At 49.5% G+C, this 22,151-nt stretch carries 6 protein-coding genes; all 6 read right to left on the reverse strand.

The features are described 5' to 3' along the window. Positions 1-8 precede the first annotated feature (8 nt). On the reverse strand, positions 9-6,668 hold the full coding sequence (locus K0T92_RS24825) for an RCC1 domain-containing protein (protein ID WP_246627816.1): 6,660 nt from the start codon (positions 6,666-6,668) through the stop codon (positions 9-11). Positions 6,669-7,216: 548 nt separating this feature from the next. Further along, positions 7,217-7,669, reverse strand: coding sequence for a hypothetical protein (locus K0T92_RS03875; RefSeq protein WP_219871059.1), 453 nt, complete (start codon positions 7,667-7,669; stop codon positions 7,217-7,219). Between the two features lie 162 nt (positions 7,670-7,831). After that, complete coding sequence (locus tag K0T92_RS03880; protein WP_219871060.1) at positions 7,832-8,200, reverse strand: hypothetical protein; 369 nt, start codon at positions 8,198-8,200, stop codon at positions 7,832-7,834. Positions 8,201-8,983: 783 nt separating this feature from the next. After that, positions 8,984-9,313 carry a hypothetical protein gene (locus tag K0T92_RS03885; protein WP_219871061.1) on the reverse strand — a complete coding sequence of 110 codons (330 nt, stop codon included), beginning with the start codon at positions 9,311-9,313 and terminating at the stop codon, positions 8,984-8,986. Between the two features lie 10 nt (positions 9,314-9,323). Continuing rightward, positions 9,324-15,440: a polymorphic toxin-type HINT domain-containing protein gene (locus K0T92_RS03890; RefSeq protein ID WP_219871062.1), complete on the reverse strand. Its 6,117-nt coding sequence runs from the start codon at positions 15,438-15,440 to the stop codon at positions 9,324-9,326. A 145-nt stretch (positions 15,441-15,585) separates the two neighbouring features. Next, the gene (locus K0T92_RS03895; protein ID WP_219871063.1) at positions 15,586-22,125 is read right to left on the reverse strand and encodes an RCC1 domain-containing protein; all 6,540 of its coding nucleotides are present in this window, start codon (positions 22,123-22,125) and stop codon (positions 15,586-15,588) included. Positions 22,126-22,151: the final 26 nt, after the last annotated feature.

The raw sequence follows: 22,151 nt of genomic DNA on the forward strand, positions 1-22,151 counted from the left end.
AATCGATCTCAAGTATGGGTAGATCCAAGCAACCAGCCTGCGAAGGGGGTTGAAACCCCGTTATCGCCAAAAGCGGCGGGCATCCGCCAGAAAGGACGGAAGATAACATAGGATGCAGCCGCCCCGTGAGGAGCGTTGAACGCCTGAGGGTCAGCGGGGCTTTGCGTAAAGCTCATCGCATCTACCTCGAAGCTGCCCGTGCCGCCTGCGCCGGTTCCCCGGAGGATGGCATAGACTTTGGCTTTGGCCGCCGCTATCGGAGTAACACCGGACTTCTCCAAAGTGATATAGCCGGTTGTCGGGCTTAACTGCTCCGCGCGGGCGGTTCCGACGATGGCGTTGCTTGCATCCAGAAAATCGACATAGAGCTGAACTTTGGCCGCCGTCAAGCTATCCACGTTGAACTGGCCGCTGACGGTGTACGGTACGTTCGGTTCGATGGCCGTGATCTGATGGATTTTAACGTTGTCACCGCTTGCCAGGCCGGAGCCGGATAGCTTCTGTGCCTGAACGCCTTCGAATACCGGGTTGTTAACGGTCTGGAAAGCTTGCGTGACCCCGGCCGTAAAGGATTTGATCCAGTTGTCGGCCACGCCGCCGCTTCCGGTATAGGTTTCAAATCCGCCGTTGAGCAGCAGATTAGGACTGCTTGGCGCTATCGTTGTCGTGACGCTCAGCGGCGTGTTCGCCGCTGAGCTATTCCCCGCCGCATCCTTCGCTTTGACGGTGAAGGTGTATGACGTGCCTGCCGTCAGGTTCGTGACGGTAAAGGTCGTTGTCGTGCCATTCACACTGCCGACCACCGTACTGCCGTTGTAAATGTCATAGCCGGTTACTCCGGTGTTGTCGGTCGAGACTGTCCATGACAGGTCCACGGTCGTTTCGGTGACGGCCACTGCGGTCAGGCCCGCCGGAGCGCTTGGCGCCTCGGTGTCGCCTGACGGCATCGCTTGGATGAAACGCATATCATCCACAATAAAGCTGCCCGCGCCACCGGCTCCGGTTCCCCGAAGGATCGCATAAACTTTCGTTTTGACCGCCGCTGACGGGGTGACGCCGGATTTCTCCAAGGTGATATAGCCGCTTGTCGGGCTCAGTTGCTCCACGCGCGCTGTTCCAACGATGGCGTTGCTTACATCCAGAAAATCGACATAGAGCTGCACCTTGGACGCCGTCAAGCTGTCCACGTTGAACTGGCCGCTGACGGTGTACGGTGCGTTTGGCTCGATGGCGGCGATCTGGTGAATTTTGACGTTGTCCCCGTTTGCCAGGCCAGAACCGGATAGCTGCTGCGCCTGAGCGCCTTCGAATACCGGGCTGCCCACGGTCTGGAAGGCTTGCGTAACGCCGGCGGTAAAGGATTTGACCCAGTTATCGGCCACGCCGCCGCTTCCGGTGTAAGCTTCAAAGCCGCCGTTAAGCAGCAGATTCGGGTTGCTTGGCGCCGTTGTTGTCGTAACGTGGAGCGAATCACTCTCCGCCGAGCTATTGCCCGCTGCATCCTTCGCTTTGACGGTGAAGGTATATGGCATGCCTGCCGTCAGGTTCGTGACGGTAAAGGTCGTAGTCGTACCATTTACGCTGCCCGCCACCGTGCTACCGTTGTAAATGTCATAGCCAGTGACGCCGATGTTATCCGTTGAGGCGGTCCATGACAGCTCCACGCTTGTGTCGGTGATCGCCGCTGCAGTCAGGTCCGCCGGGGAGCTTGGCGCTTCGGTATCTGCCGCCTCGCCCCCAATATGCAGCGCCGAGCTGGATGCCGACCAGTTGCCCGCCGCATCCTGCGCGCGGACAGTGAAGGCATAGGCCGTGTTGGCGTCGATCGGGCTGACGGTAAAGCGGTTCGTTGCGCTCGTCCCAAGCAGTGTCGTCCCATCGTAAATTTCATAACCGGTTACACCGATATTGTCGGTCGAAGGCAGCCAGACGAGGTCAAGGCTGGTCTCCGTCCGGTTTTCTACCGCCAAGCTTTGCGGGATAGACGGCGCTTCCTGATCGGGTGCACCTGCTCCGCGTGTGGTGACGGTGACAGCCGAGCTAACCGGGGACAGGTTGCCTGCCATATCCTGTGCCTGCACAGTATAGGTGTAGGCCGTTCCCGGCTGCAAGTTGATATCGGTGAAGGTTTCGACGCTCGTTGTGCCTACTTCTTCGTTGTTGCGAAGGATCGTGTAGGACACCACACCGACATTGTCCGTAGACGGCTGCCAGCGCAACGTCACTTCCCGTTCGCCGCGCACGTCGGCTTCCAGCCCGCTGGGGATGGACGGCGCTTCGGCATCCGGGATGATGCGGGCCGTGAACGGCTCGCTGAAGGCCGAGTGATGGCCTGCGGCATCTTTGGCCCTGATCGTAAAGGCATAGGTGACGTTTGGCTGCAAGCCGACGACGACATAGGTCGGCAGCAGGCTGGATCCTGCCAGCACGCCATCCCGATAGATATCATAGCCCGCAACTGCGGTATTATCTGTCGAAGCCTCCCAAGTGAGGCTGATGCTGTCCGTGGTGTAGCTATTCATTTGAATACCCGTCGGTACGCTTGGCGCGGTATTGTCGGCTAACGTTGTTACCTGTATAGTTCCTGCCACAGAACGGTTACCCGATCCGTCAAGGGCGGTGACAGCGAAGGTGTAGACGGTATTCGGTTTCAAGTCCGTCACGACCAAGCTGGTTTCGGGCCGTGTTGCGACTACGGTTTGATTTTGTTTGATTTCGTAGGCGACGACATCTACGTTGTCTGTCGCTGGCTGCCAGTGCAAGGTTACGCCGCTTTCGGTAATCTGCTCGGCCTGCACGACAGGGGTCGTCGGAGCTTCGGTATCCGGCAGCAGGGTGACGGTGATCGGCGCACTCTCCATCGAACGGTTACCAGCCGCATCATAGGCGCGGACAGTGATGGTATAGGCACGGCTGGCTTCCAGACCGGTGATGATGCCACTTGGTTCGGTGAAGGTGCCTTTGACGGTACTGTCGATCAGAACCTCATAGCCGATGATGCCCACTTGATCGGTACTGGCGTTCCAGGCCAGGTCGGCATAGGTGCCCATCGTGTTGAGCAACTGCAAACCGGTTGGCGCTGTTGGTGCAGTAATGTCAGCCATAGTGCGAACGCTGACCATGTTGCTTTTGCCTACTACACGTCCCTCCGCATCTACTGCTTTGACTGTGAATACATATTTAGTAGAAGGCTGAAGACCGGTGATTTCGAACTGCTTGGTTGTCGTTTCTCCGATAGGTTCTAGTCCTTTGTAGATATGATAGCGGACGACCCCACCTTCCTCCGCTTTGTCCATCAGCCAACTAAGAGAGATGCTGGTATCGGTTTGAGCGGCGGTAACATGAATCCGTGGTTGGTTGTCGTAACTGCCTTCGACCAGACTAACTTCGGCAATTGGTGCCTTAATGTTAAGCTGACCCCATTCATTATCCCCCCAGCTATGAACCGTTCCATCGTTATTTAGCGCAAGAGTATGAGAATCCCCGGCCACTACAGCAGTAACTTTGTCCAGATTTTTGACACGAACAGGTTGATTTCTGTTCGTTGTTGTGCCGTCTCCTAATTGACCAGACCCATTATATCCCCATGACCAAACCGTGCCGTCACTTTTGACAGCCACACTATGGCCACTTCCAGCCGCTATAGCGATAACGGAGTTTAATCCTATCACCTGAACGGGATTAATCTTGTTTTCCCATGTACCATCTCCCAATTGACCCCTTGAATTTTCTCCCCATGTCCAAACCGTGCCATCATTTTTAAGTGCAATACTGTGTCTAGATCCAACTGCAACAGTACGCACGCCATCAAGTTCTGTTACTTGAACGGGCAGACTTCTAAAGCTATCCGGGAAATAACCAGTATAATAATATCCCCACGTCCATACTGTGCCATCGTTTTTAACTGCTATGCTTTGAGGCCCTGCCGCAATGGCTACGGCATCAGTAATCCCGAGAGCTTGCACGGGGGAGGAACTGTCGATTGTCGTTCCGTTACCCAGTTGTCCCCCCTCGTTAGCTCCCCATGTCCAGACCGTTCCGTCATCTTTCAGCACCATGCCATAGTCATACCTTGCCGCGACTGCCCTTCCACCGCTTAAACCTACAACCACACCAGGAAGGTGACTTCCCCAACGATATCCCCGACCTAATTGACCCTTTGAATTTTCTCCCCATGACCAGACCTTACCGTCACTAGTAACAGCCAGACTGTGATACCTTCCTGATGCTATATCGACCACTTCGTTTATATCTGGAATGACAAAATCTACCTTATTGTCAGTTGTTCCATCTCCCAGTTGACCACTACCATTCCACCCCCATGTCACCAGCGTACGGTCATTTTTCAATGCCATACTATGATAATTTCCAGTTGCTATATCCGTCACTTCGCTTAAACCTGATATAGAAGCTGGGATCGTTATCAGTTCGGGAGTCGTTCCTTGTCCGGGAGTCGTTCCCCATGGGGTATTCTCAAAGCCATTATAGCCCCATGACCATAAAGTCCCATCACTTTTGACCGCCATACTTTTGTAATTCCCTGCTTCAATAGCGATAACCGAATTCAAATTCAGAACTTGAACAGGGATGCTGCTGGTTGTTGTTGCTCCGTCACCTAATTCACTATAAAAATTACTGCCCCATGCCCACAAACTGCCGTCGCCCCTTAGCGCCATACTGTGGCTGTAGCCAGCTGATATATCTACAACATCATTCATGCCAACGACTTGTACCGGTTCTGGTTTGTCCGTGAACGTACCGTCTCCTAGTTGACCCTCCCTATTCCAACCCCACGTCCAAACAGTACCGTCATTTCTGATCACCATTCTGTGACCATTCCCGGCAGATACCTTCACTACATGGTTTAAACCAGACACTTGCACCGGTGTTGTTGAATTACCTCCCCACGACCAGACCGTACCGTCACTTTTCACGGCAAGATTATAGTTACTTCCGGCCGCGATATCAACTACGTCGGTTAGTCCAGCAACCTGGATGGGAGCACTCCGATCTCTTGTCGTCCCATCTCCTAGCTGACCATACTCATTATCTCCCCATGTCCATACTGTACCGTCGTTTTTGAGTGCCATCCTATGCTCGTCTCCAGATGATATAGCAATAATCCTACTTAAACCAGCAATCTGAATCGGTGTAGTGCGCCAATTCCAGAACCAGACCGTGCCATCACTTTTCAAAGCCATATTACTATCTCTACTCCCAGCGGATACTGCCACGATTTCAGTTAACCCTGGAATTATATCCAGCGAATTGGAACCAACCTTCCAGACCGTTCCATTGCTTTGCAAAGCAAATGATTCTCCATAGATGAATGACGGCATCGATACGGCAACGATATCATTGAACTTCCGGGGAGTTGCAGGAAGAGATTTGCTTCTAGTGCTGCCGTCACCCAATTGACCAAATTCGTTTGTTCCCCATGACCAGACACTTCCGTCGCTTGTCACTACACTGCTGTGCCCATCTCCAGCTCCAGCCGCAACAGCTTTTTCGATTCCGCTGGCTACAACAGGGGTCCTGCTGCCTGTCGTTGAAGCGTTACCCAATTGACCGTTGTTGTTCTTCCCCCATGTCCGGACGGTGCCATCACTCATAAGGGCCAGGCTGTGCGCCTCCCCGGCCTCTATCTCTCTAACTGCTGCCAGACCGATGATCTGAACAGGCGCTCCTGTACTGGCCGTTGTTCCATTTCCCAATTGACCTGAGTTATTTTCTCCCCATGACCACACAGTTCCATCACGAAGAACCGCCAGATTATGGTGGCTCCCTGCCGCTATCGAATTTGCTTGGCCTAGTCCCGTTACCTGAACCGGAACGCTTGCATCGGTGGTCGTGCCATTACCCAACTGGCCCGAGCTATTGTCCCCCCACGCCCAGACGGTTCCATCCTCTTTAAGTGCCAGACTGTGATTTCCACCTGCCGCTACCGCCACAACCCCACTTAGTCCTCCCACTTGAACCGGAGTTTTTCTATCAATTGTGGTGCCATCGCCTAGCTGGCCGTCTGAGTTATCTCCCCATGACCAAACCGTTCCATCGCTCTTTACAGCAAGATTATGATAATCTCCAGCGGCAACCGCAATGATAGCCTCGATATTTGTCAGTTGGGTTGGCGCACCAGATAACTCCGTCCTACCATTACCTAATTGACCGAAATCGTTGATCCCCCATGACCAGACCGCTCCGTCTTCTGTGAGAGCAATGGTATGCTCCTTCCCACCGGATACATCCTGGACATCCGTAATCCCTCCCACCAATATAGGGATTGTCCTCTTTAACAAATTAATCTTATTCTCCCCAAGCCCTAGTTGCCCGAATCTGTTGTCACCCCATGCCCATAACGAACCATCAGTCTGAATGCCAAAAGATGAAGTAGCCCCGCTGCCTACTTTGACAAAAGACTTCTCCAGCGGTTCGTTTGTACGCTCTGTGATCTCCTTCGTCAGTTGATTCACCATATTCCCGCTATGATCATATGTATAGCTTGTCCGGTACTGCTTCCCATCCTTCTCGAACTCGATTTGCGTCAGTCTATTGTTCTCATCGTAGACATAGAGATCAGGCTGCGCATAAGCGAGCGTTTGAAACGATAAAACAAGAATTATAAGCAAGAGCAACATCCGCTTGATTTTCAACTTCATACCCTCCATTTTCTTATTCTCCAATAATAACTAACAATAAATCCAATTTATTATACATGAAAATAAAACAAATGTAGTATATAATTATAAGTTTTAGAAACTTTTATAATACCTAAATCCGTGATGCTCTAAGCTTCTCTTCTGCCAGACGGACCGTATTATGAAAGATAGGAATGGTACAGTAGGATTTACGGCATTCTTCACTACAGATTCTAATAAGGACGGCTTTTCGAGAGAAGCAAGGCATGTGAAATAAACCTACCTTTTTCAGAGTGGCTTCGTCTGTGATACGTAATAAAATATTTTATCCATTTTCAAAAATCAGCTCCATTACACCGTGATCTTCTAGGTTTAGGAATATACATGCCACCTTCAGTAGGAGAATGGACCGATATAATTCCCCCGCTTTGAATTGTGCCAACCTTATTCCCGTTGAGTCGCGCCACACGATTTACTCGGCACTGGCTCGGGCAAAAAAAAGACCTTAAAGTAGAAAGTCCACTTTAAGGTTTGGAAATTATTGAATTTTCTTACCTATGCATCACTATTCAAGTTACTTAATTATATCTTTTTTTGTACTCCTGATGATTCTCGAGCCATACTGATGCTGTTCCTGTGGCAATCAAGCATTGTGAATGGTTGTATCCTAGTAAATAGTCAGCACATGGATTTGTAACATAGAACTCCACATTGAAGAGTTCTCCAATTATTGAAACCAAATTCTCTCCATTATTCAGTCTATAGTACTCTCTTTCATCATCTGGCTTAAAAAATAAAACTTCAGTATTTTCATTAATAAAATCAGAAATCCACATCCATGAGTCAGCAATTTCTACTCCTACGTAGTCTTTTATTTTATCAAATAACGGAAATTTACGAAGTTGATTGTCTTCAAGAAATTTGAACATAATACTGTTTTTTATTTCTTCTCTTTCTTCAAGAGTTAAAATATTAACTTCAATCTCCAACTTGCTTGAAGCTGTAAGAATTTGATCTTGGATATTCCACATAGCCCCACACCTCATCAATATTTATATGATGGCCTGCCTACCTGAACTGAGTCCAAAATAATATATCCAACTGAATTTTTCCTAGAGCTTTCCAAGAAGCATTGCAATCGGCGGGGTATAAAGAAGACCTCGAGAATTGACGCCTCCCAAGGTCAAGTATTATCAAAGAAACTCCACACTAATCCGATCTACATATAGTTCAATGTACTCTCCATCAAGATGTGAGTATTCAAAAAGAAAATCCTCTTCAAACAATACACCAGCGTTCAATTTATTCCCCGTTAGCTTTCCTCTAATCAAATAAGCAAGCCCATCACTAATTTGATATAACTCTTCTATTGGCTTCTCTAGCTTCTTTATTTTAATTTCATCCAAGATTGTTAACCCTAATTCTACCTTGTAGTGTTTGCCCACCTCAATTGGATATGGGCATACAGATGAAAATCCAGTTAAAGTGATATCATTAGTATAAATAGTAACCTCTTCCTCAATAAAAGGATTGAGCTTTTCTAACAGAACCAGATATTTCATGTTCAAACACCACCCTCCAGCCCCTTAACTCCCTACCGTGTTTATGTATGTAGTTTTTGCTTCAAAGTTCACTTTTGTCTTAGTCGCCCGATTCATTCGGCACTGGATCGGATCGAAGCCAATATATCCACCTGGACCGTTAATTGCCTCTCCTAAAGCACAAAAGAAAGAAGTTAAATCCGTTACATAAGTTGCATCTAGAAGAATGGATGGTTGTCGGTTGTCTCGATGCTTTGCTCCCGTTAGGAGTTATAAACTTGATTCAGGGAAGAAAGAAGGCGGCAACTATATCAGCTACCGCCAGTATATCTCAAATAAATGCCTGTAGCTGTAAGAATGATATTGCAACATGTTACCAGACCTAATTCCCCAAAACTAATTAAATCTGCTCCAAGATACGGTGGTATCTGATAATATTGGGGCTTTTGCGAAGTTAGAGGATTGTGGTAAAAGGTTATATTTTGCAAGCATTGAATGTGCGTACAGGCATATTAGAGGAATATTAGAGGAATATTATACATGGGCAATGAGGGTTAAGTTCTTTCGGGTCGTGCCGCCCGATTCATTCGGCACTGGGTAGGGTAAAAGAAAGACCTTGAGGATTAACGCCCCCAAGGTCAATGAAGTCATTAGATTACTTATAATTCAATAATCGTTGATATTATTTGAATTCTTCCGATTGATTATATCTCCATAATTCTTCTACACCAGAACCTCCAATGTTTATAGGGTGGGGGTAAAAAGAAAGACCTTGAAGGGGTTTCTCCCCTCAAGGTCTTAATGCTAAAAATCATGTGGGTCTGACCATACAAAGTCATCTTCTGATAGGCTAACTTCTTCCATACCTTCAATAGTTTCAAAAAAAGACTTTATCGTATCTTCTAATGATTCAGATATTGTATTACCAAAACCCGTAATCCAATCCGGTTCATTATCTAATAGACCTTTAACTGCAACGTTAGTTGAACCAGAGAATCCTCCTGTACTAATCTCCCTTATTTTCACTTTGAATTTGGGAAATGGTAGCTTTTGAATAGCCCAAACATTAAACTCAGCAACAACTCTTTCTATTTTTGTCACACCAACAACTTTAATACTTTTCCAATCGTCCATTGAATTTCACCTATTTCCCAAATGAAATAATTGTTCCGTCAGGGGCAATATCTATATATTTGCCGTTCTTCTTGTACCTTATCACACCATCAACTGCTCCATCTACATAACTCTTCGTTGCACCCCTTAGATTCTGTGCAAAGCCCTCAGCTTTCCTTATATACTGTGCCAAATCTTCAGCACCAACCTGAGAACCATGTTTTTTGAAGTGCTTTATCAATGAATCCCCTGCGGTATCAAAACTACCTTTATTCCACATTCCGTATAATCTATCGTCAAGCGTATCTAGTTGGTTAGCTAATGGGTCAGTTGCGTATTTAACTGCTCTACCACAGCTGTCAATATTATGAACCCAAATGCCTAAGTCACTTACAAAGTAGGTATGGAAGTCAGCAACAGTAAAGTTGTAAACCTTGACCTTTTCTTCGTGCTTAACAATCTTGATGTTGTCAATCCTCAAGGTATTCCCGTTACTCTGCTGTAATTTGTCCCCCACCTGCAAGTCAACCGCTAGTATCCAACCTTTACCTTCCACCCAAAACGGATGATTGTCGGTTGTTTCAATGACTTGGTCACCTACAGTTAGTTCATAGGTGATCTCCTTATCATTTCGATACAGATGCGTGACTTCCTTGTAAGCAAACTCGCCAGTCTCTTCATCCTTAGCGAGAACCATATCTCCGACCTCAATGTCTTCAATATTCTTCTCCCCTTCGTCTGTCAACACCTTCGTCCCCGCTGTAAAGCAGTTGCAAAAATTGACACTCCCGCTTGCATATTTCCACTTTCCGTTACTTTTAATAAACTTAAAGGTGATTTTTCCGAATTTAACAACCTTACCAATAGGAATCAGTGATAGTATCGCAATTCCTTTTTGCGTAAATGTCGTCTTAGATGAAAATATGGCCCTTAAATCATCAAAGAACAAGAAATTCAAGGCCTTTTTGGTATCATTGTATACCACTTTAGGGGTCTTTACTTTACAGAAACTCATCCCCGGGAGACACGGCAAATTCCCTGTAGGATCCGTGTACTTCAGCGGATTATTATTTACGTACGTATATAAATTTTGCGATAACGGATCGTCATTCTCGCCTTCGTACGTATCCTCGTTCGTAAATCGTCCGACAGTAGGATCATAATATCTGGCCCGAAGATAGATGTATCCTGACTCATCATCCTGAATTTCTCCGGTGTAGCGGAACGGGTTGCTCATCCCCTCCACTTTCTCGGTCACATTGCCCCAGATGTCGTAGGCATAGCGGTTAATCTCCGTGCCGCTCGCATCCGTTATACGGATAACATCCCCATGTCCGTTATACCAATAGTAGCCCGATTTGTTAGCAAGCTTGTCCTGACGCCACAGCAGCTCATTGCCCCATATGTTTCGAGCTTTGACGTTTCCGCTGCCATCGAGCTCTTCAATGGCTTGCCCCTCGACATACACATATCGGGTAAGTGTGCCATTCACATTCTTCGTCGCGCGAAGACCGTCCCCGTAATACGTGTACGATGCATCCGTTCCTGTATCCGTCTGCTCGAAGCGGCTCAGCATATCCATTGCGTTATAAGTGAGATTGCGTTCCCCCATCGACAAGCGGGGTGGCTGCGTGGTTTTGTTGATTACCCGGCTGCCCTTGCCGTCGTATTGATATTCGCTCGTTCCTTCCGGTGTTTCTTCCCACTGAATCCGGTTAAGCAGATCGTACGTGAAGCTGGATTGCTCCGATTCGCTCCCATCCAGCTTCGTTATTCCCGTCATATTCGAGAATCCGTCATGTGTGAATGTCTCTGAATAGCTGGTTACATTATTTTTGGAATGCAGGGTCTCTATCAACTCATCAAACGCGTTGCGGGTCACCGACTGCCGGGACGACCCATTGAAAGACCTCTTGTATTCATACTCGTTGTCCGCCGTCGTATACGTGTAGTTCACGGTCTCCATACCCGGATATTGAACGGTCTGAATCCGGTTTAAGGAATCATAAGTGTATACTTGCTTCTTCTGATCCGGGAACAGAATCCCTTCTAAACGATCATAGGCGTCATAGCTAAAGGTATAGGTTCTGCCGACTACTTGCTGCGTACGCATCCTTTGCCACTTGTCGTAACTAAAATCTAAGGTTTCATTCTCACTCGTCCGGGTCTGTGTAAGCAGACGTGTGGACGGATCATATTGATTTTCCTGCCAGTACACTTCGCTGGTCCCATCCGAGACCGCTGACCGGCTGAGCTCCATATAAGGTGTATAAGCAAACGTTCTTGTCAGCCCGTTTCTGTCTTTCGTTGCCGCCGGTAAACCGGTGTTGAAGTATTTGTAGCTTTCTTTGCGGCCTTCGCCATCCAGATCGGTGAGCTTCCATCCTATTTCATTGTACCCTGTCTGTTTGCGAAGCTTGCCGTCCACCATAGTCATGATAACTTGACCCTGGTGATTATAGACATATTGATTCTTGTGTCCGGCTGCATCAAGCACATACGTCAGATTACCCGCCGCATCATAGCTATATCGTGTTGTCTCTGTCACTTCAGAGCCGCTGCTTCCCGCTGCCTTGACATCCTGCCGAGAAACTTGACCGAATGGCGTATAGGTTAATAACGTTGTTCTCGTATCTTCTGGACTCGATTCTACCAATCGTTCCAACTGTCCGAAGCGATTATAGTAGCTTGTCTCTTTCTTACCGTCCGGGTAGATCACCTGAACGGTTTCTTTCTGTTCATTCCCTGCGCTTGTCTGCGCCATATTCGAATAGTAGAATTGCGTTTCCTGACCGATACTGTTAGTTTCCGTTCTAGGTCTTCCGCTGGAGTCATATGTGTATGACGTTTGTAGCGTACTTTCCCCATACGGCAATGCTGCGCTTATTTGCTGCCCGTCATTCGTTTTGTTTACCAGGGTAACGCGGGTTTCACCATCTACCGTCCGCTGTTCCTTCAGAACAAGACCGAAAGGGGTGTATGCGGTCTCTACCTTCTCTTGCTCCGGGGTATGGACAGCGACCACACGATTGGCATCATCATACTGAATCGTATAGGATCGGGATCCGCTCGTACCATCGCCCGGGATAAACACACTGGAACGAATCCGATCCAGATCGTCATAAGCATAAGTCGTCTGGCTGGAGTCCGGAAGTATCTCCTTCGTCAAACGGCCAGCCGCATCATATTCATAGCTAAGTGTGATCGGTGACGGCTGTGCATCCGCCTCAAGACGGGCCCAAACCGTTTCTGTTTGCAGTTGACCGCTCGGCGTATAAGTAAATGCAGTTCGCGTCTGCTGTCCCTCTCCGCCTACTTCCCTCTCTTTTACTTCAAGCACTTGATGATCGGAGGAATACGCGCTGTAATCCGTAATGGTAACATCCTCTTGTGTCTGTACGGTGTTCATTGGGTTTGGATACTTCTGTGATTGCGTACGCACTGCCGGCAAGAAACGATAGGCATGACCGGATGGATAATAGACCGTCTCTGTCTTCGCGCTTGTCTTCTGATCTGCACTTTGCATCGTTTGACGGCTCACCTGATGGAACGGCCCCTCATATTCCACACTCGTTTTATTGCCGATGGCATCTGTGATCGTTAGCGGCTGTCCCCAGTCATCATACTGCGTTTGCTCAATCAAATGCTTGGCTTGATAAAGCGGCGGGTTCTGATGATCGGTAACCTGACCTGCGTACTGATAGATTTTGCTTGGCTTTGGCAGCAGAAGCTCCATCGACTGGTCTGCCACCGGCGGGTATTCGTAGGCGCTTACGAGATGATCCGCATTGGTATACGTCACATTCGACTCTGTTTGCTGCAGCACCATGTAGTTCCAAGGTTGATTCCAGCTAAATTTTAAAAGATAGCCCGACGCTTTCGGCTCGATCCGATACTGCCGGTAGGACGTTTCGGTGGATTCCCCGCGCTGGACGTCTTCACGAATTGTCTGCTTGTCCCCGAACCGGGAGCTTGCCTGCAGCCGTGGAACGCTCTGCTTCGGTGTTTTCCAATACTCGTTGTATGTCCATCCATGGTCTTGATGCTCATTGGCATAATAATTGGATAATAGCTTGGCTGCACCTTCTTGCTGGTACAGGTAGTCAATGCGTTCAATGGCATGGTAGCCAAAATATTGCAGCACATTCTTATCCTGATAAAGGCGTGTCGTGCCGCGATACTGCTCTTGCTGGGTAACATGCGTATTTTGATCCCAGTTCGCATTATAGCTCTGATAGTTGTATTTGATAGTTAAACCTTGCAACGTCTTGACTTTATTAAGCAGCAGGTAAGCGATCTCGCCATAACGCTGATTGTTCTTCTTGAGCACATGGTCCATCTCTGCCAATTGACCGTCTTCCCAGCTCCACGCTGCTCCGAAGCATGTTTTGGCGACATCCGCACAAGAACCCGTGACCGGCAGACCCTGGCTATCCGAGCGATAGGTAACCCCATCCGGTTTAAGGTTAAAATCCGCCATCCTGGTATTGTCGATGGGATAGTATTCGTAGGATTCCAAGGTGTGATTGCCTGCTGTCAGATCCCTAACGCGATCGAGCTGCCAATACCCGATATGTTTGTCAGCTAGGCCAATTTCCCCGTTATTCTCCGTCCATGTCCGAGTGACCAAATCAGCAGCAGCCCTAGTCACGTCGTACTGAATCTTGCGAGTCAGGACGTTGTTCTCTCTCACGTCAAAGCCCGTAATAACCCACTTATCATCCTCGGCTGAAATGGATAAGTCCTGTGTCCGATATAATGTGATCGTGCGGCCATAGGAATCCGTAATAATCGTTCGGCTCTGTGTCGGATAGGTGAATGTCAGCTGATCGCCGAGTGCATTTTTCTTGCTCAGAATCTCTCCTGTAGGGGAAAAGGTATACGTGATCCATCCTCCCTGCAGACTGAGAATGTGCTGATCTTGCTCATTCACACTATAGGCGGCATCCTTGTACGGATAACGATAAGGGACTCGGTCGCGAAATTCGATGGAGCTGCCATCCTCTAACGTAAAAATGATTTTCTCATAAGGAGTATCCAGCAGAACTTCCTTATAGTTGGTCTGATAACCACTCGTCTGAACGTTGACATTGCTCCCCTGCTGACAAGGATTATCTGTCGTTGCACAGGCAACGGTCTCCGCTTGTACGCCTTTCAATATAAACTGGGCTTCCATTTGTGGCAGATTCAACTGCCAGCCGGTCGCTATAAACCCGGTTTGGTACGAGCTATCCGGCTTTTCGCCAAAGTTGCCGAAATCCCCCTCTTCCCCTGGACCTTCCTGGAAGACGTTTCTGCTAATATAATGGGGTTCCAGAACCTGACTACCCAACGAATTATAGGTACGTATCAAATTGAGATCCAATCCCGGTTTGCCTGCAAGCGAGAGATCGGTGACCGTTCGGTTGGCTGTACGGAAAATAGGGTCTACCAGATCATCTGTATTGACCTTGTAGTTGTATTCATTTGTAAACGGACGATACACATATTTGCCATTGCCGGGAGCCGATAGTACAGAGACATTTTGGGCAGCTTTCGGCTTTTTCGGTGACTTTGCAGGTTCCGCTTCGTGATCCGGCTCCGATTTATCGTACAAAGGAGCGTGTTTGACTTTGTAGGTCTTCTTGTCCTGGTGGAAATCCCGATGCTCGATGGCGACCGGCGCCAGTGCTTCCAACTGCTTGAGCTGGGCAGCGGAAAGCGAGGCAATCGCTTGGTTGACCTCTTTGCTCCCCCAGCTCAGCACGGCGAGCTTCTCGCTTTCCTGCAAACTGTCAAACTGAGCCGGATAAAAATAAGCCATAATCTGCTTCATGAAGGCCGGCAGCTTGTCCATCGCTTTGGAACGCTCGGAAGGGAGCAAATCTTGTTTTCTCAGCAGCTCCTTCCGATCGGCCTGAGCCTCAACCGCTTGAAGGGCCGTCCCGTTTTTCATCCGGGACTCCTTGGGCGCAGCTGTTTCCTTCCGCTGCTTGATAGTCGATTTCTTCGCTGGTTTGGCTGGTTTTGCATTCTCCGCTTGTCCATTCTGGAGCGGTTGAGCAGGCGACTCCGGGGTCTTACCCGCTGTCTGCGCCTCTGCTGCTCCATTCAGAGAAGGGATCAGAAACGTTATCGCAAGGATGATGATAACAATCCGCTTGAACATGATTGACCTCCAATTGTCCAGAGACGACCGGGTTTACCAGCGTCTCTGGGTATCATATATGTGGGTGTACAATGATTTGTGGTTCGTATAGTCGTTGGCTGCTTACCGTATATATTGCTTGCCGCAGTATCAATGCGACCGCTTATTATGAGATGTCGTGCAGCGGCTTGCCTGTCCTAAGGCTGATGAGGCGCATGTCATCCACGATGAAGCTGCCCGCGCCGCCTGCGGCGGTTCCCCGCAGGATGGCGTACACTTTCGCTTTGGCCGCTGTAGTTGGTGTTACGCCGGATTTCGATAAGGTGATATAGCCGCTTGTGGCATCCAGTTGCTCCACTTTGGCCGTTCCTACGATGACATTGCTCGCATCCAGGAAGTCGACATAAAGCTGAATTCTCGCGCCTGTCAGGCTTGCGGCATGAACCTGCCCGCTAACGGTGTACGCCGTATTGGGGGCAACATTGACCAACTGCTGAATTTTTGCCGTATCTCCATTGGCTAGGCCCGAGCCGGTAATTTGCTGCGCCTGAGCCCCTTCAGCGACCGGAGTATTCACGGTCTGGAAGGACACCGTGATGCCCGCACTCGATGATTTGATCCAGTTATCCGCCACGCCGCTGCTGCCCGTATACGTTTCAAATCCGCCGTTCAGCAGCAGATTGAGCGGACTGCTCACGGTCGTGACGTTAAGCGCGTTGCTCGCGGCCGAGACGTTCCCTGCCGCATCCTTCGCTTTTGCCGTGAAGGTATAAGCTGTGCCCGCTGTCAGGCCTGTTGCAGTAAATGCCGTTGTCGTGCCGCTCACGCTGCCGATCAGTGAGCTGCCGTTGTAGAGATCATAGCCGCTGACACCCACATTGTCCGTCGATGCCGTCCAGGACAGTGCGACGGTTGTTTCTGTTGTACCAGTCTGAAGCAGAGATCCCGGCGCGCTTGGCGCCTCGGTATCCCCCGGCGGCGGCGCTTGCGTGACGCGCAGATCATCGACCGTGAAGTTGCCTGCTCCGCCTGCAGCAGTTCCCCGCAAGATGGCGTATACTTTCGCTTTGGCCGCTGTAGCCGGTGTTACGCCGGACTTCGTCAGGGTGATATAGCCGCTCGTGGCATCGAGCTGCTCCACTTTGGCCGTTCCGACGATGGCGTTGCTCGCATCCAGGAAGTCAACATAGAGCTGAACCTTCGCCCCGGTCAGGCTGGCCACGTTAAACTGGCCGCTGACGGTGTACGCCGTGCTCGGCGTCATGGTGACGAGCTGCTGAATCTTGGCACTATCCCCATTAGCCATACCAGAAGCGGTCATTTGCTGTGCTTGAATCCCTTCGGCAACAGGATTGCTTACGGTCTGGAAGACCGCTGAGGCGCCTGCGCTCGATGATTTGATCCAATTATCCGCGACGCCACTGCTGCCCGTGTAGGTTTCAAAACCGCCGTTCAGCAGCAGATTGGCACCGGTTGTCGTTACGCTGAACACTTGGCTGGCTGCCGACACGTTAGCCGCTGCATCCTTCGCATGAACGGTGAAGAGATAGGTCGTATTCGCCGTCAAGCCTGCTGCGGTAAAGGCTGTCGTCGTGCCGTTCACGCTGCCGATCAGTGTGCTGCCGTTATAAATGTCATAGCCGCTGACACCGATATTGTCCGTCGATGCTGTCCAGGACAGCTGGACGGTCGTATCGGTTGTCGCATCCGCGCTCAGATTCGTCGGCGCGCTTGGCGCTTCGGTATCTGCGCCATCGCCCGCAAGGTGCAGCGCAGCGCTCCGTTCAGAACGGTTGCCCGCCGCATCCAGCGCCCGGACGGTGAACGCATAGGAGGTTGCCGTATCGACCGGGTCTACGGTGAAGCGGTTGGTTACGCTTGTGCCGAGCAACGTCTCACCGGCATAGATTTCGTAGCCGCTGACACCAACATTATCCGTCGATGGGAGCCAGACAAGGTCGAGACTCGTCCCGGTCCGATTGTCCACTGCCAGACTTTGCGGGGTGGACGGCGCCTCGCCATCGGCGAGGGCGTCTCCGCGTGTTACGATTGTAATAGCTGGGCTTGCCGGGGAGAGATTCCCCGCTCCATCCCGGGCTTTGACGGTGTACATATAGGTCGTGCCCGGCTGAAGCCCTGTATCTGTAAAGGTTGGCGTGCTGCTATGACCGATCACGGTATTGTCGCGGAAGATGGCATAGCTCACCACGCCGACATTGTCGGTGGCGGGCTGCCAGCGCAGCGTCGCTTCCCGTTCGCTCCATGCTTCGGCTTCCAGTCCCAGCGGGGCAGCAGGCGCTTCGTCATCCGGGATGATCGTGGCGGCAAGCGGCTGGCTGAAGCCGGATACGTTGCCGGAGCCGTCTTTTGCCTTGACGGTGAAGGTGTACGGCACATTGGGCTGCAAGCCCACGACGACATAGGTCGGCAGCAGGCTGGATCCTGCCAGAACGCCATCCCGGTAAATGTCATAGCCGGTCACTGCGGCATTGTCCGTGGATGCCTCCCAGGTCAAGCTGATGCTATCTGAGGTGTAGCTGTTCATCTGAACACCGACCGGTACGCTTGGCGCTGTCTGATCCGCTAACGTTGTCACGTTCACAGTGCCCTCCGCCGAGCGGTTGCCTGAACCGTCAAGGGCGGTGACGGCAAAGGTGTGCGCCGTGTTCGGTTTCAATCCCGTCACCAGGTAGGTTGTCGCGCTGCCGGGTTCTATGCGGATCACGGCTTGGTTCTGTTGAATCTCATAGGACACGACAGCCACATTGTCTGTCGCGGGCTGCCACGTTAACGTCACGCCGCTTTCGGTGACGGCTTCTGCCTGCACGACCGGTGTGGTTGGCGCTGCGGTGTCAGGTAGCAGTGTTGCTGTGAGAGCAGCGCTTGCGGCGGAGCGATTTCCAGCAGCATCATAGGCCCTTACGGTTATCGCATACGCATGGCCTGCTTCAAGGCCAGTGATGATTCCGCTAGTGTCCGTGAAGGTCCCCTTTACCACCCCATCGACTAGCACTTCATAGCCCGTAACACCCACGTTATCTGTACTCGCATTCCATGCCAGATCCGCATAGGTGCCCATGGTATTTAGGAGCTGCAAGCCGCTTGGCGCGGTTGGAGCGGTGGTGTCGGCCATCGTACTGATCGCTACGAGTCCGCTTTCAGCCACCACTTGCCCTGCTGCATTTATCCCCTTGATCTGGAAGAGGTAACGTGTGGAAGGACGAAGATTTGTTACCTCGAACTGTCTGGTCGTTGTTTCTCCCACACGTTCAACACCTTGGTAGATTTCATAGTTCGCAATTCCAGCTTCTTCTGCATCATTCACTAGCCATTTCAGAGCGATGCTAGTGTCTGTTTTCGTATGCGAGACAGGAATGTTTTGCTCGGTAGGGTATGAGCCCCATACTTCGCGAACTGGTGCTTCTATACCAAGCTGGCGGTAATAATTGTAACCCCAACCTAACGCCTTCCCATCGCTTTGAACCGCAACACTATGACGTTCACCGGCAGAAACAGCAATAACCGAGCTATTATTTTTTATGAGGACCGGCAATGTTCGATTGTTTGTTCCGATACCGCCGCTTAACTGGCTATATTGGTTATCTCCCCATCCCCACATACTTCCATCATTCTGGACTGCTAGACTAAAAACTGCTCCAGCTGCAACAGCTTTAACTGAGCCAAGGCCCGATACTCGAACGGGAGATAAACGATTCGTAGTCGTCGTTCCATCTCCTAGTTGGCCCCATCCATTATTTCCCCAGGCCCAAACGCTGCCATCGCTCTTGACTGCCAGATTATGCGCTTGGCCAGCAGCTATAGCAACAATGGAGTCTAGCTCCGGCACTTGAATAGGAAACGCTTGAGATGTTGTCGTTCCGTCACCAAGTTGACCAAATTGATTACTTCCCCATGTCCACACAGTCCCATCACTTTTAAGCGCTATACAGTGGAAACTACCTGTCGCTAAAGCAATAATTGAGCTTAATCCGGGTACTTGAACAGGAGAGGCAGTGTGTAAGCCCCATCTCCATACACTTCCGTCATTTTTCACGGCGAAACTATGATTCCAGCCAGCCTCCGCGAATTTGACATCATTCAGGTTGAGCACTCTTACAGGCGCCGATCTAGTAATATTCGTGCCGTCTCCTAGTTCTTGATATGCGTTAGTTCCCCATGCCCAAACGCTCCCATCACTTTTGACCGCTAGATTATGTGAATAACCAGCAGATATAGACACAATCGAATCTATCCCTGGAACTAATATTGGATTACTTCCACCGATAGTATCGCCTACTTGTCCATCGAGATTATAACCGTACGCCAATACTGTTCCGTCAGATTTTAGCGCTAAGGTATGCAGACGATCCGTATCTATCTCAACTATCGAGCTCAAGCTTTGCGATTCAACCGGGCTATGAACAGTTAGAAGCGTACCGTCTCCCCAGCCATCAATTCCTATTGATCCCCACATCACCAATGAACCGTCACTTTTAACGCCAACACTATGATATTCGCCTACCGAGACATTAACGATCCCTTCCAACTCTGGCATTTGAGTCGGCGTATTCTCATAGTTTTTATTCGCTGCTCCTCCTAGTTGCCCCTCTTGATTTCGTCCCCAAACCCAAACGGTTCCATCACTTCTAACTGCTGTTCTATGAAAACGGCCATCCTCTATTGCAACAACATCAGTTAACCCAGGCACTTGTACCGGAGACACCGTAGAATACGTTGTATTACCTTCTTGCTTTGTAACCCCCCACATCCAAACACTTCCATCACTTTTAAGCGCTGTACTGTGGAAGTCGCCTGCCGATACCGCAACGACAGAATTTAAACCAGATAATTGAACAGGAGTATTATTACTCGCTCCAGAACCGTTTGTAAGTCCCCAACCCCATACTGTCCCGTCGCTTTTGACCGCTAGACTATGATTGCTGCCAACCGCTACAGCAACAACGGAGTCCAATCCGATTACTTGAACAGGCGAGAGTCGGTTTGTATTCGAGCCGTCTCCCAGTTGACCATAGGAATTATCTCCCCATGCCCATACCGTACCGTCCCGCTTGATCGCTAAACTGTAATTGCCTCCTGCTACTACAGAGATAACGGAGCTTAAACCGGAGAGCTGCACAGGTTCATATCTGTTTACCTCTGTACCGTCACCCAGTTGACCGTAATTATTACGTCCCCATGTCCAGACCGTACCATCGCTTATAACCGCAATACTATGTTGGTTTCCGGCCGCTATTGATACTACTGAAGTTAGAGATGGAACAAGAATTGGAGAATACCTTGGTAATCCACTTAGACCATCACCCAATTGCCCATATGAATTCTGCCCCCATGCCCACAAACTCCCATCATATTGAACTACTAGATGGTGCCCATACCCTGATGCTGTTGCAATAATGGAATTAATATTCTTTGTAGGGGCTGGTGTGTTTCTATTATTAAAACTTCCATTGCCTAATTGCCAAAAGTTATTACTTCCCCATGTCATCACAGTTCCATCTGTTTGAAGAGCAATACTATGATTTGCGCCTATTGCAATTTCAGTTATACTTAATTCGGACAAATGAACAGGTGAGCTTCTATTAACAAAAGTTCCATCCCCCAATTGGCCGTAATTATTATTCCCCCATCTCCAGACAGATCCATCGCCGCTTACCGCAATATTGTGGTTACTTCCGGACTTTATTTCAACAATACCGTCCAAACCAGATACTTTAACAGGATAGAAATAATTCAAAGTTCCATTGCCTAATTGACCGCTGCCATTATTACCCCAGGTCCAGACTGTCCCATCGGTTTTCAGAGCCACACTATGATAATATCCGGCTGCTACAGCTACGACCCCGCTCAGGTTCGTTACTTGGACAGGGACGCTTTTATTAGCATATGTCCAATCGCCGAGCTTCTGATAAGAATTTTCTCCCCACGTCCAAACAGTTCCATCACTTTTCACTGCCATACTATGATTGTTCCCAGCCGCTACAGCTACAACATCACTTAAACCAGTAACTTGGACAGGACTGCTCCTATTTGTAGTCGTGCCGTCCCCTAACTGTCCATAGGTATTATCTCCCCAAGACCACACCGTCCCGTCATTTTTTAAAACTAAGTTGTATTCGCTTCCGGCCGCTACAGCTTCAATCTCGCTTAATCCTACCACTTGTTCAGGTACTGGCTTTAGAACGACTACACCTTGCCCCAATTGCCCCTTGTAATTCCTTCCCCACGACCATACCGTTCCATCTTTTTTTAGGGCTAGTGTATGATCAGTTCCGCCAGACAACGTTTCCACATCTGCAATCCCTTCAACTAGAACAGGGGTATTCCCGATCGAGCTTACTTTCTCTGCGCCTGTACCAAGTTGACCATAGGAATTATTCCCCCATGCCCATAAGGAGCCATCCGCTTTAATTGCAAAAGAGAAATCATACCCCGCGCTTACTTTCACAAAACCATTTGAAACAGGCGGCTCTGCTCCGCCTTCAATCTCTGCTGTAATCTGATTGATCATATTGCCATTGTGATCGTACGTGTAGCTTGTCCGATATTGCTTGCCATCCTTCTCAAATTCAATTTGGGACAGTCTATTATTGTCATCATAAATATAGATCATTGGCCCCGCATAGGCTGTAGTCTGCACTAACATGATTACAACGAATACGAGCAAAATAACTTTCTTGAAGTTCAATGATAACCCTTCCCCTCAACAGTTCT

Source organism: Paenibacillus oenotherae (assembly GCF_019443105.1).
Taxonomy (GTDB): Bacteria; Bacillota; Bacilli; order Paenibacillales; family Paenibacillaceae; genus Paenibacillus_Z; species Paenibacillus_Z oenotherae.